The following is a 25,245-nucleotide window of genomic DNA, read 5'->3' as shown; positions in this document are numbered from 1 at the left end:
AAAACGGGTGGCTTGTTTTATGGCTAGAAAACTCTCTGCTGAATCATCAGATTCCAGAGGCGTGGTCCAAAGAGCAGGCATCCTATAATGACCGCGAGCAGCGCACAGACGAGTACGGCGCCGGCGGCGGAATCTTTGGCTCGTTTTGCCAGCGGGTGATGCTCTGGCGAGACCAGATCAATGCAACACTCGATCGATGTATTTACCAGTTCTGCTGCAATAACAAGGGCAATAGTAAGAAGAATAAGTGCGAATTCCGCCAGTGAAAGGCGAAGGAGAAAGCTCAGCAAAACGGCAATACCTGCAATCACGACATGAATCCGGAGGTTTCGCTGTGTGCGTAACCCGTACCAGATCCCCTCAAAGGCATAGCCAAAGCCCGCGATAAACTTTCGCCAGGCGGAAGTATCAGACCTGTTTCCCAACGTGCTCCATAACCTGTTGCTGTAGTTGAATCATTTTCTGATAGCCCGCTTCGGTCTGATCGTCATAGCCCACCAGATGAAGCACCCCGTGCGCAAGCAGATACAGAAGTTCATAGTAAACGCTATGACCTGCGGCTGCGGCTTGTCGCTCGATGGTCGGCCAGGAGATCACGATATCACCCAGATTGGTGACCTCGCTCTCGGGTGTGACAAAGGGAGGAGTTTCTTCCGCTGCTGTTTCCTCTTCTGGTTTCTGCCAGAGCAGCTCGGGTGGAGCCTCAACAAGTGGCTTGTCCAGCAGGGGAAAGGAAAGCACATCGGTCGGCTTATTGATGTTGCGATATTGCTGATTCATCTCCTTGATATCCTCATCGTCGGTGATCATCAGCGTCAACATCACCCGCTGCTGAATGCCTGCTACTGCAAGCGTCCGCTGTACGGTGCCATCAAGATCAAGGGTTTCAAGCTGCTGTTCTAGTTTCGCGTTCAGGTCGTTATCGCCTGTATTGACGTACAGATCAATAAGAGGATGATCTTGCATCGTTACTCTACGCTTTCTTCAACTTTCACAAAGAAATAACCTCCATCTCTACCGAATATAATAACATTCAACAGAAATGGAGGTGATAGGTATACTGATAATGCACTTTTTTAGCCTCGACGCTGCGTCTTACGGCGGCGCGCGGCTTCCTTTCGCTTACGTTTCACACTCGGCTTCTCAAAGTGCTCGCGACGGCGGGCTTCTGCAAGGATGCCATCCTGCTGAATCTTGCGATTGAATCGCTTCAGAGCTGTCTCGAACGACTCGTGCTCGCCGATTTTCACTTCAGACACCAGTAATCCCCCCTCTCGTGGCCTGTTTTGGAGGAAACAAAAATTATTTTCTGTTTGCCTCTCGACCTGCGCCCAAAATTATATGTAAGTTCTCAGGCGATGTCAAGTTCTCAGGCTTTCTGCTGCGCTGCTTTCCGCCCGAAGGCGATCAGGAACACGATAAGGCCGATGATAAGCACGCTGAACAGGCTGATCGATCGATCGAGCAGGATCGCGGCCGCAGCCTGATTGACGATGTCAGTACCGGACGAGTACAGAGAGATAATTCCTACCATCCCTGCTTCAACCACGCCGATACCACCTCCCGTCGTTGGCAGTGCGGTAAGGAGCGCTTCTGCCAGACCAATCACAATGGCTGCGGCTGTAATGTGCAGCAGGCTGCCTGTAATGAGCTGGAGTGAGAGCGCCACAAAGAAAAAGCGGAGCGACTCACAGACCCAGACTCCTGCTGTCAGTATAGCCAGGGTGGGCAAACGCTTGAATGAGCCGAGCGTCCCTTCCTGGAAATGGTAGTACTGTTCACGAAAACGGGCTGGAACAAGTTTCGCTATTGGTTCACGCGCCACGCGCAGCACGATCAAACCTATGATGCCCGCGATGACCGCGCCAAGCAGCAGTTCAAGGCTCAGTTGTAACTGCGCGGGCATATGCTCGCGAAGGCTGATTAAGACCGCCGGAATAAACAGGACCAGCAGCACAATCAGGTCCAGGAGGCGCTCTGCCAGCACAGTGCCAAAGCTGCGCGTTGTGGAGACGGAGATCTCTTTTTTGAGCAGATAGGCGCGATACAGGTCGCCAAGCTTGGCCGGTACCACAACATTAGCAAAGAAAGAGATATAGATAATCTCGACTCGCTTCCAGAACCCGGGCAGGTGTATACCCGCTTCTTTTGTGTAGCCGACATTCTCTAACAGGATACGCCAGCGCCAGGCACGCAGGCCAAACGAGACATAGTAGATGACGAAGGCCAACACAAAGAGGAGCAGGTTCGCTTTTTGCAGTGCTGCGCCGATTTTCTGCGGCTCGATATTCATCCTCTGAGCGAAGATGGCAAGGGCTATGACAACAATGGCAAGTGGGAGCAGGGTGCGCCAGTTCAAGAAGCGCTTTTTCAGTGAAAGCTGATCCTGTGTAATTTCACCCGCTTCCGCTACGGGAACTGCTTCTGCTGTTGCATTTAGTTCAATATTAGACTGTAATATTGTTTCAGTGTTTGCATTCGTATTCGTTGCCATATTGTTACTCTTTGCATTATGATTAGCCACTGACTGCCTCCGATTGCTCATGCGCCACATCGTGCCCCAGACGCAGAAGCATAATAAGGTACAATGCGATGAGCGATGTCATACTGTGCACATACAGGTTATCCACCAGGTTATGTACACATACTGTCATTTGTGAGGCCAGTAGCCCTACTACCAGCGCTCGATCATTAGCCAGTATACTCGTTTGCGCCAACAGCTTGCTCGCGAAGCTGGCTCCTTGCGCGCTTGTAAACCGCTTCTTGCTGTTGTCGATAGCGCGTTGAATGTTGCGCAGGATGTATCCACCTGTCAGAAAGATGGTGGTGAGGAAGAGAAGCAATGCTCCTAATCCCAGTATGCCTGCTTCTGCCGCGATATTTATGTAATAGTTATGTGCATGTCCGAGTGGATTATTAAAAATAGTGATAAAGTAGCGATCATAGACTGCTGGATAGTTGCCGATGCCAACGCCCGTCAGCGGATGGTCCAGAAACATATTGATTCCAGCGATCCAGTGGGCCAGCCGCTCGGCAGTCGCGAAATCAGCATCCTGTGGCGCTACCAATGAGATACCAGTCAGACCGAGCTTATTAAACAGTGGAAGAAGGAGGTGTTGAGGTATCAGGCCGGCAAAATAAGCGGCAACTCCTGCCAGTGCACCGATCAGGGCGAGCCGGATAAGGATATTCCATTTTTTGGGTAGCCCTAGCAGGATAAGGAGCCCGATGCCAGCCGCCAGCGCCAGCATCCCACCACGCGAGTCAGTCAGGTAAACAGCGATTCCGAGGATCAGGCTTACGATCCCCGCCGGGACCCGCACCTTCAGACTGTTTCCTAGTAGCAGGAGGGCCAGCGAAAGAACCAGTGTCATATTGAGATAACCTGCATAGGGATTGGGCTGACTGAAGGAGCCGTAAATGCGCAGGCTATCACCACGAATAAACGATGTTGGACCAAGCTGAAATGCGTATTGGAAAAAGCCCAGACCGGCCTGTGAAATGGCCGCCAGACAGGCTATCGCCGTCAATATCCAGATTTGCCTGCGGGTTCGCAGATACGTCGTTCCGATCAGGCAGATCAGGAGCACTTCAACCCACTTGATGATCTCCTTCAGACAGAGCTTGAGATCCTGTGCTCCGGGGATAGATAGCAGCATCGCGAAAAGGAGACCAAGCAGTGTAAGCAGGAGAACGCGGGGAAAGGGGAAACCAACAGGACCGGTAGAGATTTCCGTTTTGCTCTTCGTACGCAGCACGTGCTGTAATGCCCAGCTTGCCCCCAGTAAAAAGACCAGGAGATCAGCGCCCGAGACGTTCAATGATGCTGGCAAAAGTCCTTCCAGCGATCCCCAGGGGACAGCGATTGGAAGCATATAGAGCGCGGCTTCAGGCCGAATGAATACCCAGATGCCGATAGCCGCGTAGAGTGGCACCAGCAGATTGAGCGGGCTTGGCAGAAAGAACAAACAGCACAGTGTCAGGAGGCTCCCTATTCCTCCGATGACATTTGCCAGAGTTCCAAACCGTTGTATGTGTGTCCAGAACGCCCCTTGCGTGTGTATCTGGCTACTTTCCTGCGCATTGCGCTCAAAATTGTGCAATTCAGAATGCATACCGGTCCGTTTTTCTTTTAACGTTTGTCGTGTGGGAAAAACGCTTCAAGGCGCTTTCCAGGATACATGAGCAGACGACTTCAGGAAACAGTTGAGAGATCCGGGATCTGCGTGCGGAACCACTCGATTGTCTGCTTCAGACCTTCTTCCATTCCTACCTTCGGTTCCCAACCGAGGACGCGCCGTGCCTTGTCAATATTTGGCTTTCTGCGCTCTGGATCATCAACGCGGCTTGCCTCATAGACGATAGACGAGGATGCGTTACAGAGCTTGATGATCGCCTGCGCATATTCGAGAACGGTATGTTCATCCGGGTTGCCGAGGTTAAAGACCTCTCCTGTCGTATTGGGCTGGAACATGGCGCGCATCAGTCCCTCGACAAGATCGCTGACATAGCAGATGCTGCGGGTCTTGCTGCCATCACCATAAATAACCAGAGCTTCGTTTTTCAGGGATTGGGTGATGAAATTGGGAATCATGCGCCCGTCGTGGATCTGGCTGTTCGGTCCATAGGTGTTGAAGATACGGACAATACGCACATCCAGCCCATACTGACGGTAGTACTCCATTGTCAGGGTTTCACCCAGGCGCTTGCTCTCATCATAGCAGGCTCGTGGGCCGATGGAGTTCACATTTCCCCAGTACTCCTCGGTCTGCGGATGGACCAGCGGGTCTCCGTAAATTTCCGAGGTGGAAGAGATCAAAAAGCGAGCATTGTGCTTTTTCGCCAGTTCAAGCATCCGATAGGTTCCCTGGCTGTTCACCATGATTGTTTCAATGGGGTGAGACAGGTAGCCAATGGGGCTGGCAGGGCTGGCGAGGTGGAATATGGCATCGGCCTCATATTCAAATGGGTCAGTCACATCATGATTTAAAAATTGGAATCTATTATTTGGAAATAAAGGCTCAATATTGCGGGTGGACCCGGTGATGAGGTTATCAACACAGAGAACCTCGTGACCTTCTTCGAGAAGGCGCTGACATACATGGGAGCCAATGAACCCCGCTCCGCCAGTGACAACAACTTTCAAAGGATAAACCTCCACTTATTGAAGATGCGCTTTTAGGTACCTTACCCTTATTATTGTACTCTTAAAGGCTAGACGAACCGTACATTGTAGAGTAACGAAATTGCCCGAATAGTTACCCTTTTGATCTATACACTATAATGTAGCAATGTTGTGATATCGCTATTGCAACGTCCACCCGGGCTCTGTGTCGTCAAGTTTCAAGAAAAAGGTGATAGATATGGCTCTTATTCTGTCCCAGAACGAAGTGAAGCAATGCGTGAGCATGGTGGATGCGATCGCCGCGATGCGCACCGCTTTTCAGGCTCTTGCCGAAGGTCACGCCCTGATCTCGCAGCGGAGTGCTGCCCCGCTGATCGGTGATGGCGTAGCACTGCTTATGCCCTCTCTTCTTAGAACGCAAACTCCTCCCTCTTTTGTCGTGAAATGTATTACAGTTGTTCCCGAGAATTTTTCCCGCCAGCTTCCATTAACCAGTGCAACGATGCTGCTGCTGGATGCGGAGACAGGGCAAGCATTGGCCGTCCTTTCGGCGGGCTGGCCAACCGCGATGCGCACCGGTGCCGTCTCCGGTCTGGCAACCGATCTCATGGCTCGCCCCGATGCCGATATTCTGGCATTGTTTGGCGCTGGCGGACAGGCCCCTTTTCAGGCGGTTGCAATCCATGCCGTACGCCCTCTTCGCGAGATTCGTATTGTAAATCGTAACCCCGACCATTTCAACAGGTGTTGCCAGACAATTCAAGCGCTGATCGGCCCTGGCTGTCCGCCTATCAAGCATGTCGCGCTCTCTGCTGAAGCGTTGCGTGGTGCCTCCCTGGTTGCCTGTGCGACCACTGCATCTTCGCCTCTCTTCGCGGCATCAGAGGTTGAGCCGGGTACGCACATCAATGCGATCGGAGCCTTTACACCTGAAATGTGCGAGCTTGACGCCGAACTATTGCAGCAGGCGCGTATTGTTGTCGATCAGCGAGAGGCCGCGCTTGCTGAGGCCGGTGATCTCCTTCAGGCGCTTGCCCGAGATCTGATCCCTGCCGCTGATACCTGGACTGAGCTTGGAGAGTTGCTGACGGGCCAAAGCCTGACGCGCCTGCAACCGGAAGATATCACCGTATTTAAATCTGTCGGTCTCGCAGTTCAGGATGCTGCAATTGCTCAGCTTATTTATCAACGTGCCCGTGAACAGAACCTGGGTGTGAACGTCGAGCTCTAAGCTGCTCTTGCCTGGTATCGCCAGTTGAGTGCCGAAGGATGGCCCGCTCATGTCAGGGTCATCTCGGCTCTGTAAGGAAACACGCCTGATATTTCGATACCGTTTCTTGCTCAGACCTCTACTGGCTGCTGTTGTATGGTAGGCGTGTGGCCCTGTCGGCGCTTCCAGACTCGATAGAGCGCTTCATCTCCCCAGCTCAAAAAGCCGCTGGTCGTAAAACCATGCACAATTGAGACGGCAAGCAGCGAGTGCGGCCCCGGCAGGCAGAGGTAGACCAGACTGAAGACGATCCCGGCCAGTCCAACCCCGGCAACGCTGCGCCAGTTCCAGCGTCCGAGCCGATGATAGAGCGTATACACCGCCGTGCTGACCAGCCAGCCCCAACCTATCCAGCCCGTCCACTGGGTGACTGCTGCCAGGAGAAAGCCCCGGAAGAAAAACTCTTCAACCGGGCCATTGATAACCAGATAGTAGAAACCCTGAAAGAAATGATCGCCAACGGTCGGCCAGCGAAACCAGGGACCGACGATAAACATACGGTAGAGAATGGCAAAGACCGCCATCCCGGCCCCCACAAGTATGCCGACGCACAGATGAAGCGGTACATGAGTGAAGGTCAGGCCCAGAAATGATGGCGGAAGTTTCAAGAGCCAGATATAGAGCAAGGGGACCAGCGTCAGGGGAAGTATGCGCATCAGGATATCGGGCCACATCCAGCGCCATGAACTGGCAACCGTTGAACGAACAAGCTTTCTCTCTGTTGTGCTCACTCACATACCCCCTTCAGGTTTTCGGCTACTGCATAGTGCGGAGACGTTGCAATCCCTCTTCCACCTCATCGCGGGCAAGGTTCCCGGCCTGAAGATCGCTGTTTGTTTTTGTCTGCAGGCGCTGGTAAAACTGCTCTCCCTCTTCCCGTATGATCGGATCATTAGGGGCTGCATCCAGCATCTCATAGAGAAGATCTTCTGCTCTGGAATAGTGGCCCTGACGTTCAAAATAGCGGAAGACAAGCTGCTTTGTCTCCTGTGGGATGTCGTATTCGTCAAGCTTTTTCAGCAGCGCCTCCACATCTTCAAAGAGTTCTGTTTCAGCGCTTCGTGGTTCCTCGAACAGGGTATAGAGCATCAGGTGCAGCGCTTTTACATAACGATAATAGCTCTCAGTCGTGTTGCCCATCTCCTCATAGGTTTCTCCTTCGGTTTTCAGCAGGACGGCGGCCCATAGGGCGGCCTCAATATTGAGGCTTCCCAGCGGGGAGAGGGCTTTGATCAGATCTCTTTCACTCAGCGAATTGATCAGACTGGAGGAAAAGCCGGTCATTTTGATCAGATATTCATCGATGGCAATGAGCGCCTCTTCGTGACGGTTGAATTTGCGCAGGCGCAGGACAATTGCCAGCATGCGGCCAAATTGCTCCGCAATGCGCAGGATATAATCCCGGTTCATCATAAGAAGGCTCCTCCAGGAAGGTGGGAAGAAACAATTGTTTCCCCCCACGAGTTGAATGATCAGGCTAGTTTGTTGATGGCGTCCTGAATGCGTTTCAAGCTGACCTCACGCCCGAGCACTTCCAGCATCTGGAAGAGTGGAGGGGTGGCGTTACTGGCGCTCACCGCGACACGGACCGCGCCGAAAAGCTGTCCCGGCTTCAACTCAAGCTGCTGTGCAAGGTCTCGCATAGGCTGCTCCATGATCTCATGATCCCAGTTTTCCAGCCCGGACAACAGCGTATAGGCATGTTGCAGCGCGTTGCGGGTGCTCTCTGCGTCCATCTTCTTCTGAATCAGCATAGAGGCATCATAGTCGATCTCCTTCAGGTAGAAGAAGGAGGTCTTTTCCGCGGCATCGCTGAGCGTTTTCATGCGCTCCTGTTCCAGCTCTAGCACACGTTTCGTATATTCACGATCGAGAGGACGAGCGACGCTATCAGGCAGTCCCCCTTCGGCCTCCGGGCGCTCCATATAAGGGATTGTTCGGTCTACGAGCTCGTCAAGCGAGAGCTTCCGGATATACACGCCATTCATCCACAGCAGTTTGTCCGGGTCATAGAGACCAGATGCCACGCTGATGCGGTCAAGGGTGAAGACGCGAATCAGCTCTTCTTTCGTGAAGAACTCGGTCTTGTCATCGTAGGACCAGCCCATCAGTGCCATGAAGTTGAACACGGCTTCGGGAAGGTAGCCCTGCCGCTTGAAGTCGGACCAGGAAGGAGCATTGCGCCGCTTACTGAGCTTCTTTTTGTCTTTGCCGAGTACGTTGGACACGTGGTAGATCCTGGGTGGCTCCCAACCGAGTGCGCGATAAATGGTAATGTGATAGGGCGAGGTGGAGATCCAGTCCTCACCGCGCAACACATGTGTGATATTCATCAGGTGATCGTCAACGATGGCGGCGAGGTGGTAGGGGGCCAGCCCGTTTGACTTGAGAATGATGATATCATCAAGGTTGCTGTTCTCAAATACCATATCGCCGTGCAGCTCATCATGCACAACGGTCTTGCCCTCAAGTGGCATGCTCAGGCGCACCGTATATTTGAGTCCTGCGGCCTCGTTTGCGGCTCGCTCCTCGGCGCTCAGATAGCGGCACCGGCGGTCATAGCGCGGCGGCAGTTTTTTGGCTTCGCGCTCTTTGCGCATCTGATCAAGGCGCTCGGGGGTGCAGTAGCACTTATAGGCATGTCCGGACTCTATCAGTTTATGCGCGTAATACTGGTAGATTGATTTGCGCTGCAACTGGGAGTAGGGGCCATAGGGTCCGCCTATTGTTGGACCTTCATCGATATCCATCCCTAGCCATTTGAAGCCTTGCAGAATGTCTTCAACCGAACCTTCCACTGTGCGGGTTGTGTCGGTGTCTTCAATGCGGAGGATAAATTGTCCGCCACCGTGGCGTGCATAAAGCCAGCTAAAAAGCGCTGTCCTGAACCCACCAATATGCTGAAAGCCAGTGGGACTGGGAGCAAAGCGCAGACGGGGCGGGCGATTGGCTGGCGTCGTCACCTGCTCCTGTGTCCGGTTGTCGATCTGTGTCATCCCAGAAAATCTCCTGTTGCTTACAAAAACTACTAGTCCCGGCTATTTTAGCATAGTTTCCCCTTTGCTGTGTAGCTTTTTCCCCGGAAAATGAAGAGCTATCCGCCCTGCTCACGGATAGCCCCTGATCGAGATCATTTCAGGTTCGGATATATTGCTTGTTCCGGTTAGCGGCCCTTTCGCCCACTGCGGTGAGCTTCTTGCCAACTTCGGTCCTGCTCTCCTTCCCGGTTGCCTTCTCCTTCGCCTCGGGACGCTCATCCGTCGACGGAAGCCCACGCGCGACCAGGCTGAGCGCATCGACGGTCAGGCCCGGGAAGAGGCCATGTATGCGGGTGGCAAGTTTGGCGCGAAGCGTGATAATCTTCTCGGTTTGTCCCAGGCGGGTCGCGCGTACGATCCGTTTGGCGGCTTTGGTCGAATTGATCGCCGAGAAGGGTGAAGTTGCTCCCAGGCCAAACCAGACATATTCTGCTGATCTGTTCCCTTTATAGAAGGCGTTGACGTGAGAACCGGTACGCATCAGGCCCGGGATTACAGTTACAACCTTGATTCCTTCCTTGTTTAGCTCGGTGTGCAGGCCCTCGGAGAAGCCAACCGCTGCCGCCTTCGCACAGTTGTAAGGCAACAGGTGCGGGAAACGTACGACACCGCCAATAGAGGTAATATTGACGATCCGCCCGCTTTTCCGTTGCCGCATATGCGGGAGCACGGCCAGCGTTGTATACACCATGCCCCAGTACATGATATCCATGCATTCCTGGAAGTCCTGAAGCTCCATCGTTTCCAGCGGCCCCACGGTGATAATTCCGGCATTGTTGACGACAATATCAATCTGCCCGAAGTGCTCGAGGGCCTCATGCACCATACGTTCGACCTGCTCCTGTTTGCTGACATCGCAAGTGGTGGCCAGTACCTCCGCTCCCATGCTTTCAAGTTCGCGACGAGCGCTTTCTAACGGCGCTTCCTCACGGGCACAAATGACCAGACGCGCCTTCTGCCGGGCGAACTCGCGGGCCATTTCCAGACCCAGTCCGGTGGAGCTGCCGGTAATCAGGACGACCTGTCCCTGTAGATCCAGGGCGTTGCGCCATTTCCAGAGCTGACGCAGGGCCAGCGCAGTGCCAAGACCAGCGCCGATGAACAGAAGATTTTGTCCCCGACTGCGTTTCATTGTTGTTTCTCCTGTACTCCGCTGTTTTGCCATCGTCGACCATTTCTTCAGAAGAACACGTGCCATCTACCTTTGATGTGCCAGCTTGAGTAGGGGCGAGTTTTCTTTTGGGCGCTGCGCTCTCGGAAAAGTCGGGCCTGGAGTGTTACAATTAATAGCAGAGAAAAATAATTGTCAGGGGATGAGCTATTTTTCGTCTTCACCTTGTTCTTTTCTTTTGTTTTTTGAAGATGGTATGCATTGTTTTCCCGGATCACAATGGCAGCTTTCTGACGTATTTCTTTTCATTGTGAAGGAGTCACCCAGCGTTATGCAACCTGGATCTGTTCGTGTGAAGTCTGGTATCACGCATATTGCACGACGTTATGGCATGATTTTTGGTCTGATACGGGGCCTGTTCTGTTTTCTTTTTGGGATGTTGAATAATATTGTTCGTGTTCACTCCCCGGCGCTTGTTTTCCCTCTTGATATTCTACAGGATTGTTTTTCGTTTGCTCTTTTCTTTCTGGCGGGGTGGCTTGCTTCGTCGCGTACCGCTCGCCCGGGCACCGGGTGTATTGCCGGGGTATGGGCTGGCTGTGTTTCGCAAGTGATTATTTTTGTGACAGGTGCTCTCTATTTGCTGGTCGCACAGTATGCCTATCCTTTACCCGAGGGCTCTGATACGATGGGAGAAATCTGGTCCCCTTTTCTCCTCCATATGGTGCAACATGCTGCGCTCTGGGTTGTCCTGGGGGTCGGGCTTGGTCTATTTGGGGGCCTGCTCAGTAGCTATTTGGAAAGGAGTCGCACCGCTACCGAGTCTGAGCAGTGAGCGGTGCACTTTCTAGATAAAGAGGTACCGGCGAGAGACAAAAAGCAATACAGCGAGATGAAATAACTTGCTGCATTGCTTTTTTGTATTTAAAGCAATTGAAGCTCTTGCAGAACGGGAACAAGGTGTTGTTGATAGAAAGCGGGATTAAGCGGCTCCAGCAGACGCAGCCCGTTATAGAAGATCGGCGGCAGTGGTGTCTGTGTGCGCAGGTGTAAAAGGGTCTCAAGCGCCTCGGCATCCCGATGCAGCGCGACATAGCACATCAGTTGCCGGTAGTCCGCCTCCCCTAATCGGGGGCCTGGTACTGTGCTGAGAATCTGCAATGCCTGTTGATACTGACCGCGAAACCAGTACAGGGCACTGGTGCTGATACGTGTTTGGAAATCGGTAGGAAGCTTTATGATGTTTTGAAGCTGGCGGATGTAATCTTCTTGTGAGCTCTTGAAGGGATCAACACAGAGTAGAAGCCAGAACAGCCACCATTGAAGACAACATCGTCTGGGAGAGAGCTTTATTGCTATCTCGAAATTGGTGATCGCGTTTGCCATATCTCCCATTGCGATATAGGGGAGTCCTCGGTCATGATAGAGTAAGGCAACATTCTTTCTTGTGTTCGGGAGTGCAATAGCTTGATCGTAGGCCGCAAGCGCTGCCTGATACTCCTTCAGTTGAGTCAGTATATAGCCTTTTGCGCCATAGTAGGTAGGGTTTCTGGGGTTAATGGAGAGGGCCTTTTCAATGTTGAACAGCGCTGTTTGGTAGTCCTGAATGTACCGATAGATGAAAGAGCGAAAGTAGTAGATCTCAGGCTCATTGGGGTGGAATTGTAGGGGAAGTTCCAAAGTAGAAAGACCTTGTTGTATATTTCCCATCGCAACATAGTTCATACTCTTATCTCGATAGGGCCACACTGCTTTTGGTTTCAGTGCAATCGCCTTATCGAGATCTGCCAGCGCTTTCTGATATTGGCACAGTTGGTTGTATGCAAAGGCGCGTTCTCCATAGAAGAACAAGCGGTTGATATGAAGCGTAATCATAATGCTAGAAAGCGTGATAATGAGTTTGAATGCCTGAAAGCGCCGAAGTGAGTGGACAAAAAAAACGACAATGATTTGCAAGGTGCAAGCGATGAGGAAGCCATAGCATGCGTAGATTACCAGGTTCATAAGCGAAAAATAGGTGTCCTGCATACAAGCACTCCATAAAGAAAGAAAATAAAAGAGTGAAAAACTCTGCAATAGTATAGGGTGATGGATGTAAATCTGTCAATAGTGTATTCTGGCAAGAAAAAGGTACTTCTGTGGTACGATAGAGGTGGAGAGAGTTAGATGATAAGGACCACTCGCGGAAAGGAGCGACAGGCCATATAATAGCAGCTATAGAATTGTTTTCTCTACGGTAGAAGGGAGTCTTCCTTTTTTATGGCTGTATCGCTTTCGCCCGCACAACGAGCGCTGTTACCGGACACGATGTCCGTTTCTGCATCCGATCCTTTTACTCTGGAACTGGCCGGGCACTCTCTGAAACAGCTTGCTGAACGCTATGGAACGCCACTGTATATTTTTGATCGTGCGACCATCGTGAACGCTTGTGCACAGTATCGAGAGGCTTTTCGCAGAGAGTATCAGGCATCGTCGGTCCAGATTCTTTATGCTTCTAAGGCATATCTTTCGCCCATGATAGCCCGGCTGGTCGCTGAAGAGGGGTTAGGGTTGGATGTAGTTTCCGGGGGGGAATTGCTGGTTGCTCATCGGGCGGCCTTTCCGATGGAGCGTATTTCTTTTCATGGGAACAATAAGTCAGCGGAGGAATTGCGGCTTGCGTTGCGGCTTGGAGTGGGGCGAATCGTGCTGGATAACTGGAGCGAGCTTCGGCGGCTGACGCAGATCGCACGAGAGATGCAGATGCATCCTGGCGTCCTGGTGCGGGTCGCGCCCGATGTCGAGACCGACACCCATCGTTATTTGCAGACGGGGCATGCAACGGCAAAATTCGGTTTCCCCCTCAGTACCGGAGATGCGGCGGAAGCGGTACGAACAATCTTGCATGAGGGACAGCTTCACGTATTGGGACTGCACGCGCACTCGGGAACCATGTTGCGTGAGACGCGACCCTATGAAGAGTGTTTGCAGCGCCTGCTGGAACTGGCTGTATTGCTCCATAAAGAGACGGGTTGGTGGCCGCAGGAACTCAGCCCGGGTGGTGGATGGGCGATTGCCACACCGGACGCTCCCGACAGACCCGACCCTGCACTACTGGCAGCCGCCTTGCAGCGATGTATACTGCATTGTGTCGATACACTGAAGATCTCGCAGCCCTTGCCGATGCTGATAATAGAGCCGGGACGCTCGATTATCGCACGTGCCGGGATAGCGCTTTATCGTATTGGTGCCCGCAAAGCGACCCCGGGTGGGATTACGTATCTCTTCGTTGATGGCGGCATGGCAGATAACATTCGACCGGCACTCTATGGAGCATTGTATACCGCGCTGCCTGTAGAGCAGCTTGAGCGGGAGCATGATGTTTCTTTCTGTGTCTCAGGGCGCTATTGTGAGTCGGGGGATATGCTGATAGAAGAGGTCAGGTTACCGGATATGCGGGAAGGCGAACTGTTGCTCTTGCCCACAGCGGGAGCCTACTGCCTGCCAATGGCAAGCAACTATAACCTTGTCCCTCGTCCGGGCGTACTGTTAGTAGACAAAGAGACAATACATGTGATGGAAAGGCGCGAAACGTACGACGACCTTCTATCTCGTTATTGTGATTGAGAAGTGTAAAGTGCTTCATTGTGGAAGGAAGAGCAGATGAGAAGGAAGCAAGATCAACAGCAACACTATATGGATGAGCACGACCTACCAACCGAGCCTATAGCGCGTGAAAGCGTGACATCCCGAAGTCCCTACGATGATAGGACGGTGGCCGTTCCTTCACGTCAGCAGTCAGCGCCTTCCTCAAATGGAGCCAGGCGGGGTTATCAGCCTGCGGAGTATCCTCCTGCTGCCGGGACCTATGAACCGGTGCCCGCTCAGCCAGTGCGTCCGGTGAAAGCGAGTCCACTCCCCGGTCTGGTGACGCTGCTCTTTGTGCTTGTACAACTGCTATTACTTGTACGATTCTTGCTCAAAATACTGGCAGTGTCAGAGACGGTCGTATGGGCTGCGGCTATCTATCAGGTCAGCGCAGTGTTTATTGTGCCTGTACGGTCGCTATTGCTGCTGATACCTGTCCCCATAAAGCTAGATGTCGAGATCTACACCCTGGTGACGATCCTGCTCTATGGAGTGCTGGCGCGGGTTCTTGCGGGCCTGTTGAGGCTGCTTTTGAAGCCGCGTCGGTACTAAGGCTGGCCCGGGTAGTAGGATCAGTCTTTGCCGAATTCGTCCAGGACGTCCAGGCTGTTGATAAAATCGCGATAGGCGGAGAGGTTGTCGTCTTCGTCCTCCTCTTCGCTTTCTTCGTCTCGCTCGCGGAGCAGAGAAGGAGGCTGCGGCTCCTCGCTTTGCTCTATGGGCACACCTGCCCGTTCGAGTACGCTTTCATCAACGTAGATTGGTGTTTTGGTGCGTACGGCCAGAGCAATCGCATCGCTCGGTCGAGAGTCAATTTCAACATGCCGTCCTGCCACGTCCAGAATCAACCGGGCGTGGAAGATTTCATCTACCAGATCAGAGATCTCTACACTGACGAGTGTAGCGCCTAGCTCACTGATAACGTTTTTCAGCAGGTCGTGGGTCAGTGGTCGCGCTGAGGTTGCCCCCTGTAACTCGACGGCAATAGCATAGGCTTCAGCGTGCGCTATCCAGATGAACAGATACCGCTCTTGATCGACTGCTTTCAAGATGACCACTCGCTGTTGCGTCGCCAGGCTGATACGTACGCTTTCAACTGTCATCTCTACCATAGGCTTTTGACTCTCTCTTTCATGGCCGGGGTCCGTCGAATACATTACGCCTTTATTGTACACCTATCCTAACTTGTTGCGCAAATGCCGGGCGGGCCCCCCTTTGCCTGCCACCTGATGCAGACAGGCTGTACTGTTGGTCTTGACTACCCTTCCCCTTTCTTATGAGTATAACAAAATCTATTCAGCATTCCAACCACTTCTATTTAGCTGCTTATCAGAAAGAAAATTCTAGAAATTCGTTCGAGTACCTACTTGTATTGCCTGGACCGTTATGGTATTATGTTTTTGAATGGCCGTTCTATATGCAATAGGTTCAAGGGTGGTGTGGAGATGTTCATTTGTTCAGAAAGGCAGGGGACTGTTCTATGTCACTAGAGCAAGCCAGCGAGATACAACGCCGGATGTATCAATTTATTGTCGGCTACATAAAGCGTGAGGGGATGCCCCCGACTAATCGTGAGATCGGCCGTGAGATGAATATTGCCAGCACCGGTCACGTTGATTATCATCTGACGATGCTGGAAAAGAAGGGGTATATCGTTCGCACTCCGAAAAAGAGTCGCGGCATTAAGTTGACCAACCCGCTGAATGGGGTGCCTGTCAAGGGCGCTATCGCTGCTGGTCGACCGCTTGATATCTACCCGGACTCCGTGGACCGCTGCGTTGATGTTGGGACTGAAGCGTTTGCTCGTGATAATTGCTATGCCCTCGAAGTCAAGGGCAACTCGATGATCGAAGATCACATTTGTGATGGCGACTTTGTGATTATTAAGCCTCAGAGCACCTGTAAAAATGGTGATATCGTGGTCGCGTTGCACACACAGGAAGGTGTGCAGGGAAGTGCGACGCTCAAGCGCTTCTTCCAGGAAAAAGAAAACGACCGCGTTCGCCTCCAACCCGCCAACTCAGAACTTGAGCCTATCTTTATTCCTAAGAGCGTCTGGGATCGTGAGTGGACGATTCAGGGACGCGTGGTGGCGATTATTCGTCAGTGCAACTCGGCCGCGTAAGGCGTGTCCGCTGGTTGGTGCTTTTCTGCTCGAAGACAGGGTCACTGTCTCGGGACATCGTTTTTGCTTGAACGGTGAAGGCAGTCAGGAAATGTGGACTCTTTTCTCGGCAAGAAATACCTCTCTGCGGGGTCCGCTGACTTGCTGCCTTTTTCACGTCTCCAACCTCATTCTCTGTCCCCTGTTCTTTTACCGCATGAGTTTTTACCCTTGTACTCTCCCGCCAGGTCTGGTATACTTCATAAAGGACTTTAAGTGGAATTTCTTACTGTTTTGATGGTAGTGCGTGCTTGATAGAGAGCCTCAGAAGGCCCCGGTTGCTCAGAAAGGATATCAAGCAGTTATGAAGGCTGTCGCCGCAGCCCTGGTACTGGTTCTCGGTGCCGCTCTTATGCTCTGGTTTGGTAATACGCTCAATTCCTGGGTCCTCGGTGGGTTAATCGGTGGTCTCGCTGCCTTAGTTCTCAGTATCCCCATTTCTGTGATGATCTTCTCCCATCTCGCTCGTCGTCATGATGAGCGCTTGCGGCTTGAAGTTGAAGAAGAAGAAGCATTCTATGAAGCTGAAATGTATACTGCTGAGTATGCCGAGCTGCCGACCGGCCGAGGGCGCCGCACGATAGAAAGCTACGCGGTCACCGAGTACGCGGATGACGACGTTGATGATACGGAATATGTTCCGCTCTCGCGAGGACATTCTGGTTACTACTTGCCGGAACCCTCTTCTCAGCGGCTTCCTGCTCCGTCAAAGCGTAGCACGCCTGCCCTTCCTGCCGAAACTCGTAGTCAGGCCACGAATGGACGGCGTCCACAACGCCGGTATTATCCCGGTCTCCCTGCTTCGGCCACCAATGTGACGCAAAAGAATCTGCGTTCTGCCGCGTTGCGTGATGCTTCGATGGAGGCCAATGATCTGTACGAGAACGACTACTATGATGAGGAGCCGATCCCACAGCGCCGTTCGACGCGTTCCGGCCGGATTCAGCGTGGGCGTGCTTCCCGCGAGTTAACGGGCCGTCATCGAGTACGTCGAGTTGTCGATTCTATTCCACCTCAACAGTTGCCTCCTGCTCGGTCTTCCTATGACCAGTATGAAGATGAGGAGCCTCAGACAGAGGTCATACAGGACCCATATCCTTCGACGAAATCACGTCGCCTTCCATCAACGCAGCTTTCACGTCAGTCGCGTGCGCTGCCGTCTCGGCCAGCAGATCCCTCAACAGAAGTGTTCCAGAAGCCGCTTGTCAGGAGGGCTCCGTATGTCTATGAGGATGACTCTGTTCAGCAGGAGCTCTCACAGCAGATGCAGCGGCCGATTCGGCGTCGCTCCTCTCTTCGTCTATCTCATCAGCTTGATGATGAGGAAGAAGTATAGTTCTGGTACTGTTAGCTAGCCTCTTTTAGCGGACTGTGGTACTATCAAATCAAAAAGACCGGTTTCGCTGAGGAGGCTTTTTTTATGCTTGGACCTTTAATGGAAATACTGCAAACGTTTATAACCAATCTTTATGTTCAAACGGGTTTGTTAGGTATTATTCTTGCTATGGCGATTGAAAGCTGTTGTATACCATTGCCAAGTGAAATTGTTATGCCTGTCGCTGGCATCATGGTTTCGCGGCGTCTCTTGCTTGGTGGCGTACCTGATCCGTGGGGCGTGGTGCTGGTTGGCCTTTCTGGCGCTCTGGGTTGCCTGCTTGGCTCGATGCTGGCATACTGGATCGGCTATAAGGGAGGGCGCCCATTGATGCTGAAATATGGACGCTATGTGTTAATTTCGCAGCACGACGCGGATAAAGCCGACGCGTTCTTTAAGCGCTGGGGCTCTGCGACCGCCTTCTTCTCCCGGCTGCTGCCCATTGTACGTACCTATATTTCCCTGCCCGCGGGAATTACCAGAATGCCTTTTATCAAGTTCTGTGTCTATACCTTCCTCGGCTCGTTCCCCTGGTGTCTGGGTCTGGCCTATCTCGGCCATGTTGTCGGCGATAATCTGGAAGTGATTGAGCCCTATTATCGTGGCGCTGAGATCATCGTGGTGCTGGCTGTGGTGGCACTGGTTGTGCTCTACTTCTGGCTGCATATTCGCAACGACCGCAAGGCCCGTGCTGCTCTGGCCGAGGCCCGCGCTACCGAGCAGACCCCTACTTCTCAGAGCTAAACGCAGAACAAGCGGCAGGAGGGCACAGCTTTCCTGCCGTATCGCTTTTCAGAGCTCAGATATCCTCGGCGAAAGTGGCCTTGCTGCTTTACCGAGCGAGACGGGCACACAGAAACACGTGGTGCCCGTCTTGTTTGCTCTCCGTTCTACTTTGTGCAGTGCGGCAGAACCTCGGTTGCAAAGGCCTGAATCCCCTCAATATCATCGATATCGAGCCATTGCACCATCAGTTCCTCAACTCCTGCCTCTTCATAGGCCTTAATCTGCTGAATGACCTGCTCTGCGGTGCCAACAATGTTCCCCTTCTCGGTATGGAGCGTGTGCACCACAGCATCGAGCGACTTGTCTTTCAGCTCAGGGACGGAGTGACGCCACTCCAGCTTGCGATCAAGGGTGGCGCTATCTTTGCCGAAGTAGATGCCCTGCATGGCTGTGCGCTTAACATCAGCAGGCTGACGTCCCTCTTTTTGCAGCAGCGTGTCAAGCAGGGTCGAGCGCTCCCGGAACTCATCGGGGCGCAGGAAGACCGCGTTCCAGATATCTGCGTAGCGCGCCACCAACGGAAGCAGGCGTTTAGGGCCATTGCCGCCGATCAGCAAGGGAAGCTTTTGCTGTGGGCGTGGAAGAAGCTGCGCGTCGTGAAGCTGGTAGAAGCGTCCCTCAAAGGTTGCCGGCCCTTCGCTATGCAGCAGACGTGTTGCCACCTCCAGCCCTTCCTCAAAGCGTGCCATACGCGTCGGGATATCACCAAGCGGATAGCCATATGCGTGATGTTCGCGATCCTGCCAGCCGGAACCCATGCCCAGAATCATGCGCCCGCCTGAAAGGTCGCTCAGTGCTGCGGCCTGACGTGTCAGCATCACGGGATCACGGAAGGAGACCGGCGCGACCAATGGTCCGAAGTGGATGTGCTTGCTTTGTGCTGCCAGATAGGTCAGGGAGACGACCAGTTCAAGGGATTCGTAGTCGGGGGGATTGGGATTGGTGAAGTGGTCTGAGCGGAAGAGGCCGGCAAATCCCTGTCCGTCGACTGCTTCTATGAGGCGTTGCCAGCGTTGCCATGTCAGCCCTATCTGCCCCTCTACCATAAGAGAAATCGCTACCATAGGTTTTCTACTCCTCTACAATGTTTGAATCTTCCTTTCATGGTAGCGAATGCTGCTTGCAGGCGTCAAGTCAGACAGCAGCAGGGGAGCCGTCTGACTCCCCTGCTTTTGGGCTATTTGGTGACTGCTTCCAGAATCTCGGGCATTCGCTTCACAAGCCGGGCGCCGGCAAAGCGTGTGACACCCACATAGATGATCATGCTATAGGCAAGCCCGAGCGGTACACTGAGTGCCAGGATCCATTGGGCATGGAAGAGCACCGGAAGCGCTGTACCCAGGGCGACTGGCGCGGTCAGCACTACCATTGCGATAAGCGCTCCCAGCGACATCAAGGCTCGCAGACAGCCCGCCTCAGATGTGGTTCCAGTTGAGGTCTGCATTCCCCGGCGTAGCTCTTTCCATTTCTGCGGGAAGAAGACTGAGGAGGCGTTACCACAGCCGACGATAATCAGGATTGCAGCAATGCCCGATACAAGTGAGGGCACAAACAGATCCCAGTTCCTGGTGAGAAAGGTTGCAATCGGGAGCATAATCAGCAGCTCGATGAGACCGATGCCAAAGGCAACCAGATTTTTTCCCCAGAGCAATTGCATGGGGCGAAGCGGAAACAGAAACAGCGTGGTCAGGCTGGCTCGCTCAAAGCCAAGCGCATTATATGAGAAACGATAGAGGGTCAGGGCGATGACGAGTGGCGTGAAGATCATCAGCCAGACGTTGAGTCCGGTCGGATTGTTTCCGATATTGAGAAACGAAACCACAATCGCGAAGATGGGTAACAGAATGGCTTGCAGGAGCAGCGCCGTAATCTGCGGATCACGTCGTATGTAGCGCATGTCTTTCAACAGCACTGCATAGGCCTGCCCGGGAACCAGACGGCCAAGTAGACCACCGGCAGGGACCGTATCTACCTCTTTATGCTGATGTTTGCGCTGCTTCTCAACATCTGGCGCGACCAGTCCCTTTTCAACAACGCTCTGCCAGAGGTACAGGGCAACAAAGCCGATCGCAAGCGGTGCAAGCAGCCAGAGGAACCCGCTTCCCCAGTTTCCTGCGTTTGCCTGCTCGATAGCCCGGCACACCATCCCGGATGGAAGCCATTGCAGGTAGGGCGAGAAGGTCTGCTGATTGAGCAGGTTCAGGAATGAACTGGAGGCCAGCCCGCGAAACAGGAATTGCGCGAAGTATCCTGTGAATGAGACCAGCACAATCAGGAGCACACCCAGATCACGAAAGCGCCGACTTTGCAGAACTCGCATCAGGGCGGTGAGCACGAACTGACTGGTCCCGATTAACTGGAAGTAGAAGACGATCATTGCCAGTAGCGTAAAGAGCGCCATTGGCAGTGAGGTTGCCATACCGGCAATAACGCTTCCGAGCAGGATCAAGAGCCCGAATGTGGGGAGATCCAGCAGTGTTGAAGCCAGAAGACCGAACATCAGTTCCCAACGTGTCAGCGGGAAGGTTGCCAGCTTCGAGAGGTCCAGCCCCTCGTTCATATTGAATTCCAGCAAGGGAAAGATGATCCAGAATACATAGATGGACGAGAGGACCAGAAAGAGAACCTCGATATTTGCCGGGGCAGGCAGAAAACGAGTTGTGTTAAAGATGAGCGCACTGAATGCGAATGCGATGATCAGCAGGAAGATGAGAAAGATGGTCATGCCGATAATCTGTCCCACCTGCCCTTTGCCTTTGCGCGTAAAGGCGCGTAAAAAGAGTTTCCAGCGCAGCCAGAGCAGCCAGCGCAATTTATCCCCGTGAATAAGCACAGCAGCTCTCCTATTCTAGCCAGCTCAGGTTATGAGCTTCATTCCGCACGCCGATCACATTGAGGAAGATATCTTCCAGTGTTGCATCTTTGTCCTCGCCGCTGGCCCGTTCGCGCAGTTCCTGAAGAGTGCCTTCAGCGACAAGCGTGCCCTGGTTGATAATCCCCACGCGCGTACATAGACGCTCAACAACTTCCATGATGTGTGAGGAGAAGAAAACGGTCGTTCCTCGCCGCGTCAGATCTTGCAGGATGTCACGAATGACCCGCGAACTGACCGGATCAATGCCCTCAAAAGGCTCGTCAAGGAAAATGACCTGTGGGCGATGAAGAATCGCTGCTGCAAGGGCAACCTTTTTGCGCATACCAACCGAGTAATCAACAACCATTTTATCGGCATCGTTGTTCAGTCCCAGAATCTCCAGGAGCTCTTCTGTGCGACGCCGTACGTCCGCAGCAGGAACTCCGTACATATGCCCGGCAAAAGCGATAAATTCACGCCCGGTTAGCCGTTCGTACAGGTTCAGGTGCTCGGGAAGCACTCCCATCAAGGTACGGGCCTGAAGTGGATTTTGCCAGACATCAACTCCACTGACCAGAACTGTTCCACTGGTCGGGCGCAACAGGCCAACCATCATCTTGATGGATGTTGATTTGCCTGCGCCGTTTGGCCCCAGAAAGCCGAAGAATTCGCCGCGTCGAACTGCCAGGTTCAGATGATTCACCGCGACCTTCTGGCCGAAAACCTGGGTCAGATCTTGTGTGTAAACTGCGTATTCAGATGGATTCCTTCCAGATTGTGGTATCATTGAGTCTTGCTGCGGAAATGTCGTCATTTTTAATAGTCCTTTTCGATGTTCTTCATATTGCGATTAGCTATACAGAATATAACTGATCGTTAACTGATTTGTCAAGGGCCATCCTGGCTTCGCTGTGGAAAATGGGAGTGTAGAAGCTCTTCCTCCCTCTAATAGACGGGGAAAATACGGGCAGTTCAAACGGGGACTCTCTATGGAGGGCGCGCCTGATTGCGACAATAGTGCTGGATTTATAGCGGTTTGTTTTAATCTCAGGCAAAATAAAGAAGGGGCAAACGAGTTTGCCCCTCGACATATTCTATTTCTTTTCCAACAGGCTGGCGAGGAAGTTGCCAAGTAACTGGATACCCTGCACCAGAATAATCAGCAGGATAACGGTGACGATCATGACGCCGGTCTCAAAGCGCATGTAGCCATAACGAATCGCCAGATCTCCCAGACCTCCCGCACCAATCGCGCCCGCTATAGCCGAGTACCCGAGCAGGTTGATAAAGGTGATCGTGATGCCGCGGACCAGCGCGGGTAATGCCTCCGGGATCAGCACCTTTGAGATAATCTGCCAGTTATTGCAGCCAATGGCCCGCGCGGCCTCGATGACGCCGTTATCAACCTCGCGCAATGAGGTCTCGGCAACACGTCCGAAGAACGGCACAGCAGCTACGACCAGCGGAACAATAGCGGCGGGCGCTCCGATCGTCGTTCCGGCGATCAGGCGGGTAAATGGCGAGATGGCAACCATCAGGATGATAAACGGAAGCGAGCGGCCAATATTGACGATAATACCGAGTACCTGATTGAGCCCCGGCGCGCGGAGCAGTCCCCCTTTGTCGGTGGTTGCCAGCAGGACGCCAAGTGGTATCCCGAGGATCACGGTAAAGATGGTGGAGGTGATGACCATCAGAAGCGTGTCGAGTGTGGCCTGAATCAGATCAGGTGTAAGCGAAGACCAATCCATTTACCGCTGTACCTCCACGTGTAGTCCAAGATTTTGCAGATAGGCCAGTGCCTGCTCAACCTGCGGCCCAACCAGTTCGGCCTGCATCTGCCCGATACGCTGCTGTCCAAGCAGTTCAAGCTGTGCGCTGAGAATATTCACATCGACCTCAAAACGGCGAGCCAGCGTGGAGATAATCGGCTCTTCCGCCGAATTGCCCGCGAAGACGATCGAGACGACGGCAGCTCCCGGCTGTGGCGTGTGGATTTGAGGGCGTGGGAAGAGAGCATGCGAAAGGCGGGTATCAGGCTGCGCTGCCAGTTCGCTGACCTCTCCCTGCTCGACGATCCGTCCGGCCTCAATAATCGCGACGCGATCACAGATCTCGCGTACGACGTCCATCTGATGCGTAATCAGGAGAATGGTGAGGCCCATTCGTTTGTTCAGATCGCGGAGAAGCTGCAAAATAGAATGCGTGGTCTGGGGATCAAGAGCCGAGGTGGCCTCATCCGAGAGCAGAACGTCAGGGGAGCCCGCCAGCGCTCGGGCAATGCCCACCCGCTGCTTCTGGCCTCCCGAAAGCTGCGAGGGATATACTTTGGCTTTATCGGAGAGTCCGACAAGGCCAAGCAGCTCTTCGACGCGCGAGCGCCGTTCGGAGGCTCGCACTCCCATCACTTCCAGCGGAAACGCGACATTCTCAGCAACGGTGCGCGAATTGAGCAGGTGAAAATGCTGAAAGATCATACCGATACGCTGTCGTGCCTTGCGTAGCGCGGCTCCAGATAGCGTAGTCATTTCCTGATCATTGACGATGATCGATCCAGAGGTTGGGCGTTCCAGCATGTTGACGCAGCGAATCAGCGTGCTTTTGCCCGCGCCGCTCTGGCCCAGAACGCCAAAGATCGAACCTCGTGGCACGTCAAGGTTAATGTCATCAAGGGCGACAACCGCCTGATCTTTCTTGCCATACACTTTACGAAGATTGCGAATGGTTATCATGTGCGACAGAACCTTTAGAAATGTGAAAGCGGAGCCTCTCGCCAGAGAGGCCCGCAGATGTGAGAAGCAAGCAAACAGTTGTTTCGAGCGGCTTAGAAGGCCGGCAGGACCGAGCCCTGATACTTCTCCTCAATAAACTTTTTCACTTCCGGGGAGGTCAGGAGCTTATACAGCTTCTGTACCGCCTGATCGTTCTCGTGGCCCTTCAGCACGGCGAGTACGTTGGCGTATGGGTTGCCTTTCGCCTGTTCCAGCGCCAGCGCGTCTTTTGAGGGCTTGAGGTTGATCGACATGGCGTAGTTGCCGTTGATTACGGAAATGGTGGTGTCATCCAGTGAGCGCGGGAGCTGGGCGGCTTCCAGCTCTTTAATCTGAAGATTCTTGGGATTGGCGGTGATATCGTGAACGGTGGCCTTTGTGCCCACATTCTCTTTCAGGGTGAGAAGGCCCTGTGCTGCGAGCAGTTGCAGCGCTCGACCGCCATTGGTGGCATCATTCGGAATGGCGACGACCGCTTTGTCGGGAACCTCTTTGAGCGATTTGATTTTCTTCGAGTAGATGCCGAGCGGTTCGATATGCACGCCACCGACAGAAACCAGATCAATATGATGTTCCTTGCCAAAATCCTCCATATAGGGGACATGCTGGAAATAGTTCGCGTTGAGCTGCCCATCCTGAAGCGCCAGGTTTGGTTGTACATAATCAGTAAATTCCACTATCTGGATATCCAGGCCCTCTTTTGCCGCAAGATGATCCTTCACATATTTGAGAATCTCTGCGTGTGGGGTGGGCGAGGCTCCAACTTTAATGGAAAGAGAATTCGATGAGGATTGACCGCTGCCGCCGCATCCGACCAGAAGCAGAGCGAGCGCGGCAAAGCAAAGAAGAAAACGAGTCCTGAACAACCGCATAAATAAGGTACCTCTCCATCTCAAAAACATCTTCTTCGTCTGAAGCAAGCGAATACGAAGAATGGCGGTATTATAACAAAGTTGATCAACTATGTCAACAATATGCAGGCCCGCCAGTTGCTGCCCCCGGGGAAGCTTTCCTGAATCTCTGTATCGGCCAGGTCGAGGCTCTTCTAAAGGGGAAAAAGGAGAGAGCGGAAAACAACCTCAATGGATTATAGCATATCTCAACAGGTGGTGCTTTCCGCTCCG

Annotated in this window: 25 protein-coding genes; 7 read left to right on the top strand and 18 right to left on the bottom strand. The window is 53.1% G+C overall.

Annotated features, from left to right (window positions below; genetic code table 11):
* Window positions 1–23: 23 nt before the first annotated feature.
* The 6 genes from KTH_RS16470 to KTH_RS16445 all read right to left on the bottom strand — a co-directional run bounded on the left by KTH_RS16470 (window position 24) and on the right by KTH_RS16445 (window position 5,146).
* Window positions 24–425, bottom strand: a complete 402-nt coding sequence (locus tag KTH_RS16470) for a diacylglycerol kinase (protein WP_497620020.1) — start codon at window positions 423–425, stop codon at window positions 24–26.
* A complete protein-coding gene (gene ybeY / locus KTH_RS16465; RefSeq protein ID WP_111318002.1) occupies window positions 409–966 on the bottom strand; it encodes an rRNA maturation RNase YbeY in 558 nt (185 codons plus the stop codon). Before ybeY ends, KTH_RS16470 begins: the two co-directional genes overlap by 17 nt.
* A gap of 110 nt (window positions 967–1,076) precedes the next feature.
* On the bottom strand, window positions 1,077–1,259 hold the full coding sequence (gene rpsU, locus KTH_RS16460; RefSeq protein ID WP_111317999.1) for a 30S ribosomal protein S21: 183 nt from the start codon (window positions 1,257–1,259) through the stop codon (window positions 1,077–1,079).
* Between the two features lie 110 nt (window positions 1,260–1,369).
* Complete coding sequence (locus KTH_RS16455) at window positions 1,370–2,494, bottom strand: lysylphosphatidylglycerol synthase transmembrane domain-containing protein (protein WP_497620018.1); 1,125 nt, start codon at window positions 2,492–2,494, stop codon at window positions 1,370–1,372.
* A 22-nt stretch (window positions 2,495–2,516) separates the two neighbouring features.
* On the bottom strand, window positions 2,517–4,115 hold the full coding sequence (locus tag KTH_RS16450; protein WP_497620016.1) for an O-antigen ligase family protein: 1,599 nt from the start codon (window positions 4,113–4,115) through the stop codon (window positions 2,517–2,519).
* 80 nt (window positions 4,116–4,195) lie between these two features.
* Window positions 4,196–5,146 (bottom strand): UDP-glucuronic acid decarboxylase family protein, encoded by a 951-nt coding sequence (locus KTH_RS16445; RefSeq protein WP_111317990.1) that lies wholly within the window; start codon window positions 5,144–5,146, stop codon window positions 4,196–4,198.
* A 217-nt stretch (window positions 5,147–5,363) separates the two neighbouring features.
* Here KTH_RS16445 and KTH_RS16440 point away from each other — a divergent pair, with 217 nt between their 5' ends.
* Complete coding sequence (locus tag KTH_RS16440; protein WP_497620014.1) at window positions 5,364–6,356, top strand: ornithine cyclodeaminase family protein; 993 nt, start codon at window positions 5,364–5,366, stop codon at window positions 6,354–6,356.
* 110 nt (window positions 6,357–6,466) lie between these two features.
* Here KTH_RS16440 and KTH_RS16435 read toward each other — a convergent pair whose 3' ends face one another.
* From KTH_RS16435 to KTH_RS16420, 4 genes are all read right to left on the bottom strand, one after another.
* A complete protein-coding gene (locus tag KTH_RS16435; RefSeq protein WP_111317984.1) occupies window positions 6,467–7,126 on the bottom strand; it encodes a CPBP family intramembrane glutamic endopeptidase in 660 nt (219 codons plus the stop codon).
* A 25-nt stretch (window positions 7,127–7,151) separates the two neighbouring features.
* A complete protein-coding gene (locus KTH_RS16430) occupies window positions 7,152–7,808 on the bottom strand; it encodes a DUF6483 family protein (protein WP_497620011.1) in 657 nt (218 codons plus the stop codon).
* A 59-nt stretch (window positions 7,809–7,867) separates the two neighbouring features.
* Window positions 7,868–9,391, bottom strand: a complete 1,524-nt coding sequence (gene gltX, locus KTH_RS16425; protein ID WP_497620009.1) for a glutamate--tRNA ligase — start codon at window positions 9,389–9,391, stop codon at window positions 7,868–7,870.
* 139 nt (window positions 9,392–9,530) lie between these two features.
* Window positions 9,531–10,565, bottom strand: coding sequence for an SDR family NAD(P)-dependent oxidoreductase (locus tag KTH_RS16420; protein ID WP_497620007.1), 1,035 nt, complete (start codon window positions 10,563–10,565; stop codon window positions 9,531–9,533).
* Between the two features lie 310 nt (window positions 10,566–10,875).
* Between KTH_RS16420 and KTH_RS16415 the strand changes: the two genes are divergently transcribed.
* Window positions 10,876–11,379, top strand: coding sequence for a hypothetical protein (locus KTH_RS16415; protein WP_111317972.1), 504 nt, complete (start codon window positions 10,876–10,878; stop codon window positions 11,377–11,379).
* A gap of 89 nt (window positions 11,380–11,468) precedes the next feature.
* Here KTH_RS16415 and KTH_RS16410 read toward each other — a convergent pair whose 3' ends face one another.
* Entirely contained in the window at window positions 11,469–12,572 is a 1,104-nt protein-coding gene (locus KTH_RS16410; protein ID WP_497620004.1) for a tetratricopeptide repeat protein, read from the bottom strand.
* 231 nt (window positions 12,573–12,803) lie between these two features.
* On the opposite strand from KTH_RS16410, the gene lysA reads away from it, so the two are divergent.
* Complete coding sequence (gene lysA / locus KTH_RS16405; protein ID WP_497620002.1) at window positions 12,804–14,150, top strand: diaminopimelate decarboxylase; 1,347 nt, start codon at window positions 12,804–12,806, stop codon at window positions 14,148–14,150.
* Window positions 14,151–14,186: 36 nt separating this feature from the next.
* Entirely contained in the window at window positions 14,187–14,723 is a 537-nt protein-coding gene (locus tag KTH_RS16400; protein ID WP_497620000.1) for a hypothetical protein, read from the top strand.
* Between the two features lie 20 nt (window positions 14,724–14,743).
* Here the strand turns inward: KTH_RS16400 and KTH_RS16395 are convergent, their stop codons facing one another.
* Entirely contained in the window at window positions 14,744–15,283 is a 540-nt protein-coding gene (locus KTH_RS16395) for a bifunctional nuclease family protein (RefSeq protein WP_497619998.1), read from the bottom strand.
* Between the two features lie 368 nt (window positions 15,284–15,651).
* Between KTH_RS16395 and lexA the strand changes: the two genes are divergently transcribed.
* The 3 genes from lexA to KTH_RS16380 all read left to right on the top strand — a co-directional run bounded on the left by lexA (window position 15,652) and on the right by KTH_RS16380 (window position 18,454).
* On the top strand, window positions 15,652–16,296 hold the full coding sequence (lexA, locus tag KTH_RS16390; protein ID WP_111317958.1) for a transcriptional repressor LexA: 645 nt from the start codon (window positions 15,652–15,654) through the stop codon (window positions 16,294–16,296).
* Between the two features lie 343 nt (window positions 16,297–16,639).
* Entirely contained in the window at window positions 16,640–17,671 is a 1,032-nt protein-coding gene (locus tag KTH_RS16385; protein ID WP_497619995.1) for a hypothetical protein, read from the top strand.
* Between the two features lie 84 nt (window positions 17,672–17,755).
* Complete coding sequence (locus KTH_RS16380; RefSeq protein WP_497619993.1) at window positions 17,756–18,454, top strand: DedA family protein; 699 nt, start codon at window positions 17,756–17,758, stop codon at window positions 18,452–18,454.
* A gap of 146 nt (window positions 18,455–18,600) precedes the next feature.
* Here KTH_RS16380 and KTH_RS16375 read toward each other — a convergent pair whose 3' ends face one another.
* The 6 genes from KTH_RS16375 to KTH_RS16350 all read right to left on the bottom strand — a co-directional run bounded on the left by KTH_RS16375 (window position 18,601) and on the right by KTH_RS16350 (window position 24,993).
* A complete protein-coding gene (locus KTH_RS16375) occupies window positions 18,601–19,560 on the bottom strand; it encodes an LLM class flavin-dependent oxidoreductase (RefSeq protein WP_497619991.1) in 960 nt (319 codons plus the stop codon).
* Between the two features lie 113 nt (window positions 19,561–19,673).
* Complete coding sequence (locus KTH_RS16370) at window positions 19,674–21,329, bottom strand: hypothetical protein (RefSeq protein WP_497619989.1); 1,656 nt, start codon at window positions 21,327–21,329, stop codon at window positions 19,674–19,676.
* A 10-nt stretch (window positions 21,330–21,339) separates the two neighbouring features.
* Window positions 21,340–22,164 (bottom strand): ABC transporter ATP-binding protein, encoded by an 825-nt coding sequence (locus tag KTH_RS16365; protein ID WP_497619987.1) that lies wholly within the window; start codon window positions 22,162–22,164, stop codon window positions 21,340–21,342.
* Window positions 22,165–22,444: 280 nt separating this feature from the next.
* Window positions 22,445–23,101: a methionine ABC transporter permease gene (locus KTH_RS16360; RefSeq protein ID WP_111317940.1), complete on the bottom strand. Its 657-nt coding sequence runs from the start codon at window positions 23,099–23,101 to the stop codon at window positions 22,445–22,447.
* Window positions 23,102–24,082: a methionine ABC transporter ATP-binding protein gene (locus KTH_RS16355; protein WP_497619985.1), complete on the bottom strand. Its 981-nt coding sequence runs from the start codon at window positions 24,080–24,082 to the stop codon at window positions 23,102–23,104. It abuts the gene before it with no gap.
* Between the two features lie 92 nt (window positions 24,083–24,174).
* On the bottom strand, window positions 24,175–24,993 hold the full coding sequence (locus KTH_RS16350; RefSeq protein WP_111317934.1) for a MetQ/NlpA family ABC transporter substrate-binding protein: 819 nt from the start codon (window positions 24,991–24,993) through the stop codon (window positions 24,175–24,177).
* Window positions 24,994–25,245 lie beyond the last annotated feature (252 nt).

The sequence above is a fragment of the Thermosporothrix sp. COM3 genome (assembly GCF_059696735.1).
The sequence above is the reverse complement of the archived record's forward strand: the minus strand, read 5'-3'. Positions and strand labels throughout refer to the sequence as shown.

What these genes read in the sequence shown, in the direction of transcription:
- KTH_RS16450 (WP_497620016.1), bottom strand. Translation starts at nt 4,115, where the DNA reads ATGCATTCTGAATTGCACAATTTTGAGCGCAATGCGCAGGAAAGTAGC.
- KTH_RS16380 (WP_497619993.1), top strand. Translation starts at nt 17,756, where the DNA reads ATGCTTGGACCTTTAATGGAAATACTGCAAACGTTTATAACCAATCTT.
- KTH_RS16385 (WP_497619995.1), top strand. Translation starts at nt 16,640, where the DNA reads ATGAAGGCTGTCGCCGCAGCCCTGGTACTGGTTCTCGGTGCCGCTCTT.
- KTH_RS16375 (WP_497619991.1), bottom strand. Translation starts at nt 19,560, where the DNA reads ATGGTAGCGATTTCTCTTATGGTAGAGGGGCAGATAGGGCTGACATGG.
- KTH_RS16420 (WP_497620007.1), bottom strand. Translation starts at nt 10,565, where the DNA reads ATGAAACGCAGTCGGGGACAAAATCTTCTGTTCATCGGCGCTGGTCTT.
- lysA (WP_497620002.1), top strand. Translation starts at nt 12,804, where the DNA reads ATGGCTGTATCGCTTTCGCCCGCACAACGAGCGCTGTTACCGGACACG.
- ybeY (WP_111318002.1), bottom strand. Translation starts at nt 966, where the DNA reads ATGCAAGATCATCCTCTTATTGATCTGTACGTCAATACAGGCGATAAC.
- KTH_RS16430 (WP_497620011.1), bottom strand. Translation starts at nt 7,808, where the DNA reads ATGATGAACCGGGATTATATCCTGCGCATTGCGGAGCAATTTGGCCGC.
- KTH_RS16415 (WP_111317972.1), top strand. Translation starts at nt 10,876, where the DNA reads ATGCAACCTGGATCTGTTCGTGTGAAGTCTGGTATCACGCATATTGCA.
- KTH_RS16400 (WP_497620000.1), top strand. Translation starts at nt 14,187, where the DNA reads ATGAGAAGGAAGCAAGATCAACAGCAACACTATATGGATGAGCACGAC.
- KTH_RS16350 (WP_111317934.1), bottom strand. Translation starts at nt 24,993, where the DNA reads ATGCGGTTGTTCAGGACTCGTTTTCTTCTTTGCTTTGCCGCGCTCGCT.
- KTH_RS16440 (WP_497620014.1), top strand. Translation starts at nt 5,364, where the DNA reads ATGGCTCTTATTCTGTCCCAGAACGAAGTGAAGCAATGCGTGAGCATG.
- KTH_RS16355 (WP_497619985.1), bottom strand. Translation starts at nt 24,082, where the DNA reads ATGATAACCATTCGCAATCTTCGTAAAGTGTATGGCAAGAAAGATCAG.
- KTH_RS16395 (WP_497619998.1), bottom strand. Translation starts at nt 15,283, where the DNA reads ATGGTAGAGATGACAGTTGAAAGCGTACGTATCAGCCTGGCGACGCAA.
- lexA (WP_111317958.1), top strand. Translation starts at nt 15,652, where the DNA reads ATGTCACTAGAGCAAGCCAGCGAGATACAACGCCGGATGTATCAATTT.
- gltX (WP_497620009.1), bottom strand. Translation starts at nt 9,391, where the DNA reads ATGACACAGATCGACAACCGGACACAGGAGCAGGTGACGACGCCAGCC.
- KTH_RS16365 (WP_497619987.1), bottom strand. Translation starts at nt 22,164, where the DNA reads ATGACGACATTTCCGCAGCAAGACTCAATGATACCACAATCTGGAAGG.
- KTH_RS16455 (WP_497620018.1), bottom strand. Translation starts at nt 2,494, where the DNA reads ATGGCAACGAATACGAATGCAAACACTGAAACAATATTACAGTCTAAT.
- KTH_RS16360 (WP_111317940.1), bottom strand. Translation starts at nt 23,101, where the DNA reads ATGGATTGGTCTTCGCTTACACCTGATCTGATTCAGGCCACACTCGAC.
- KTH_RS16410 (WP_497620004.1), bottom strand. Translation starts at nt 12,572, where the DNA reads ATGCAGGACACCTATTTTTCGCTTATGAACCTGGTAATCTACGCATGC.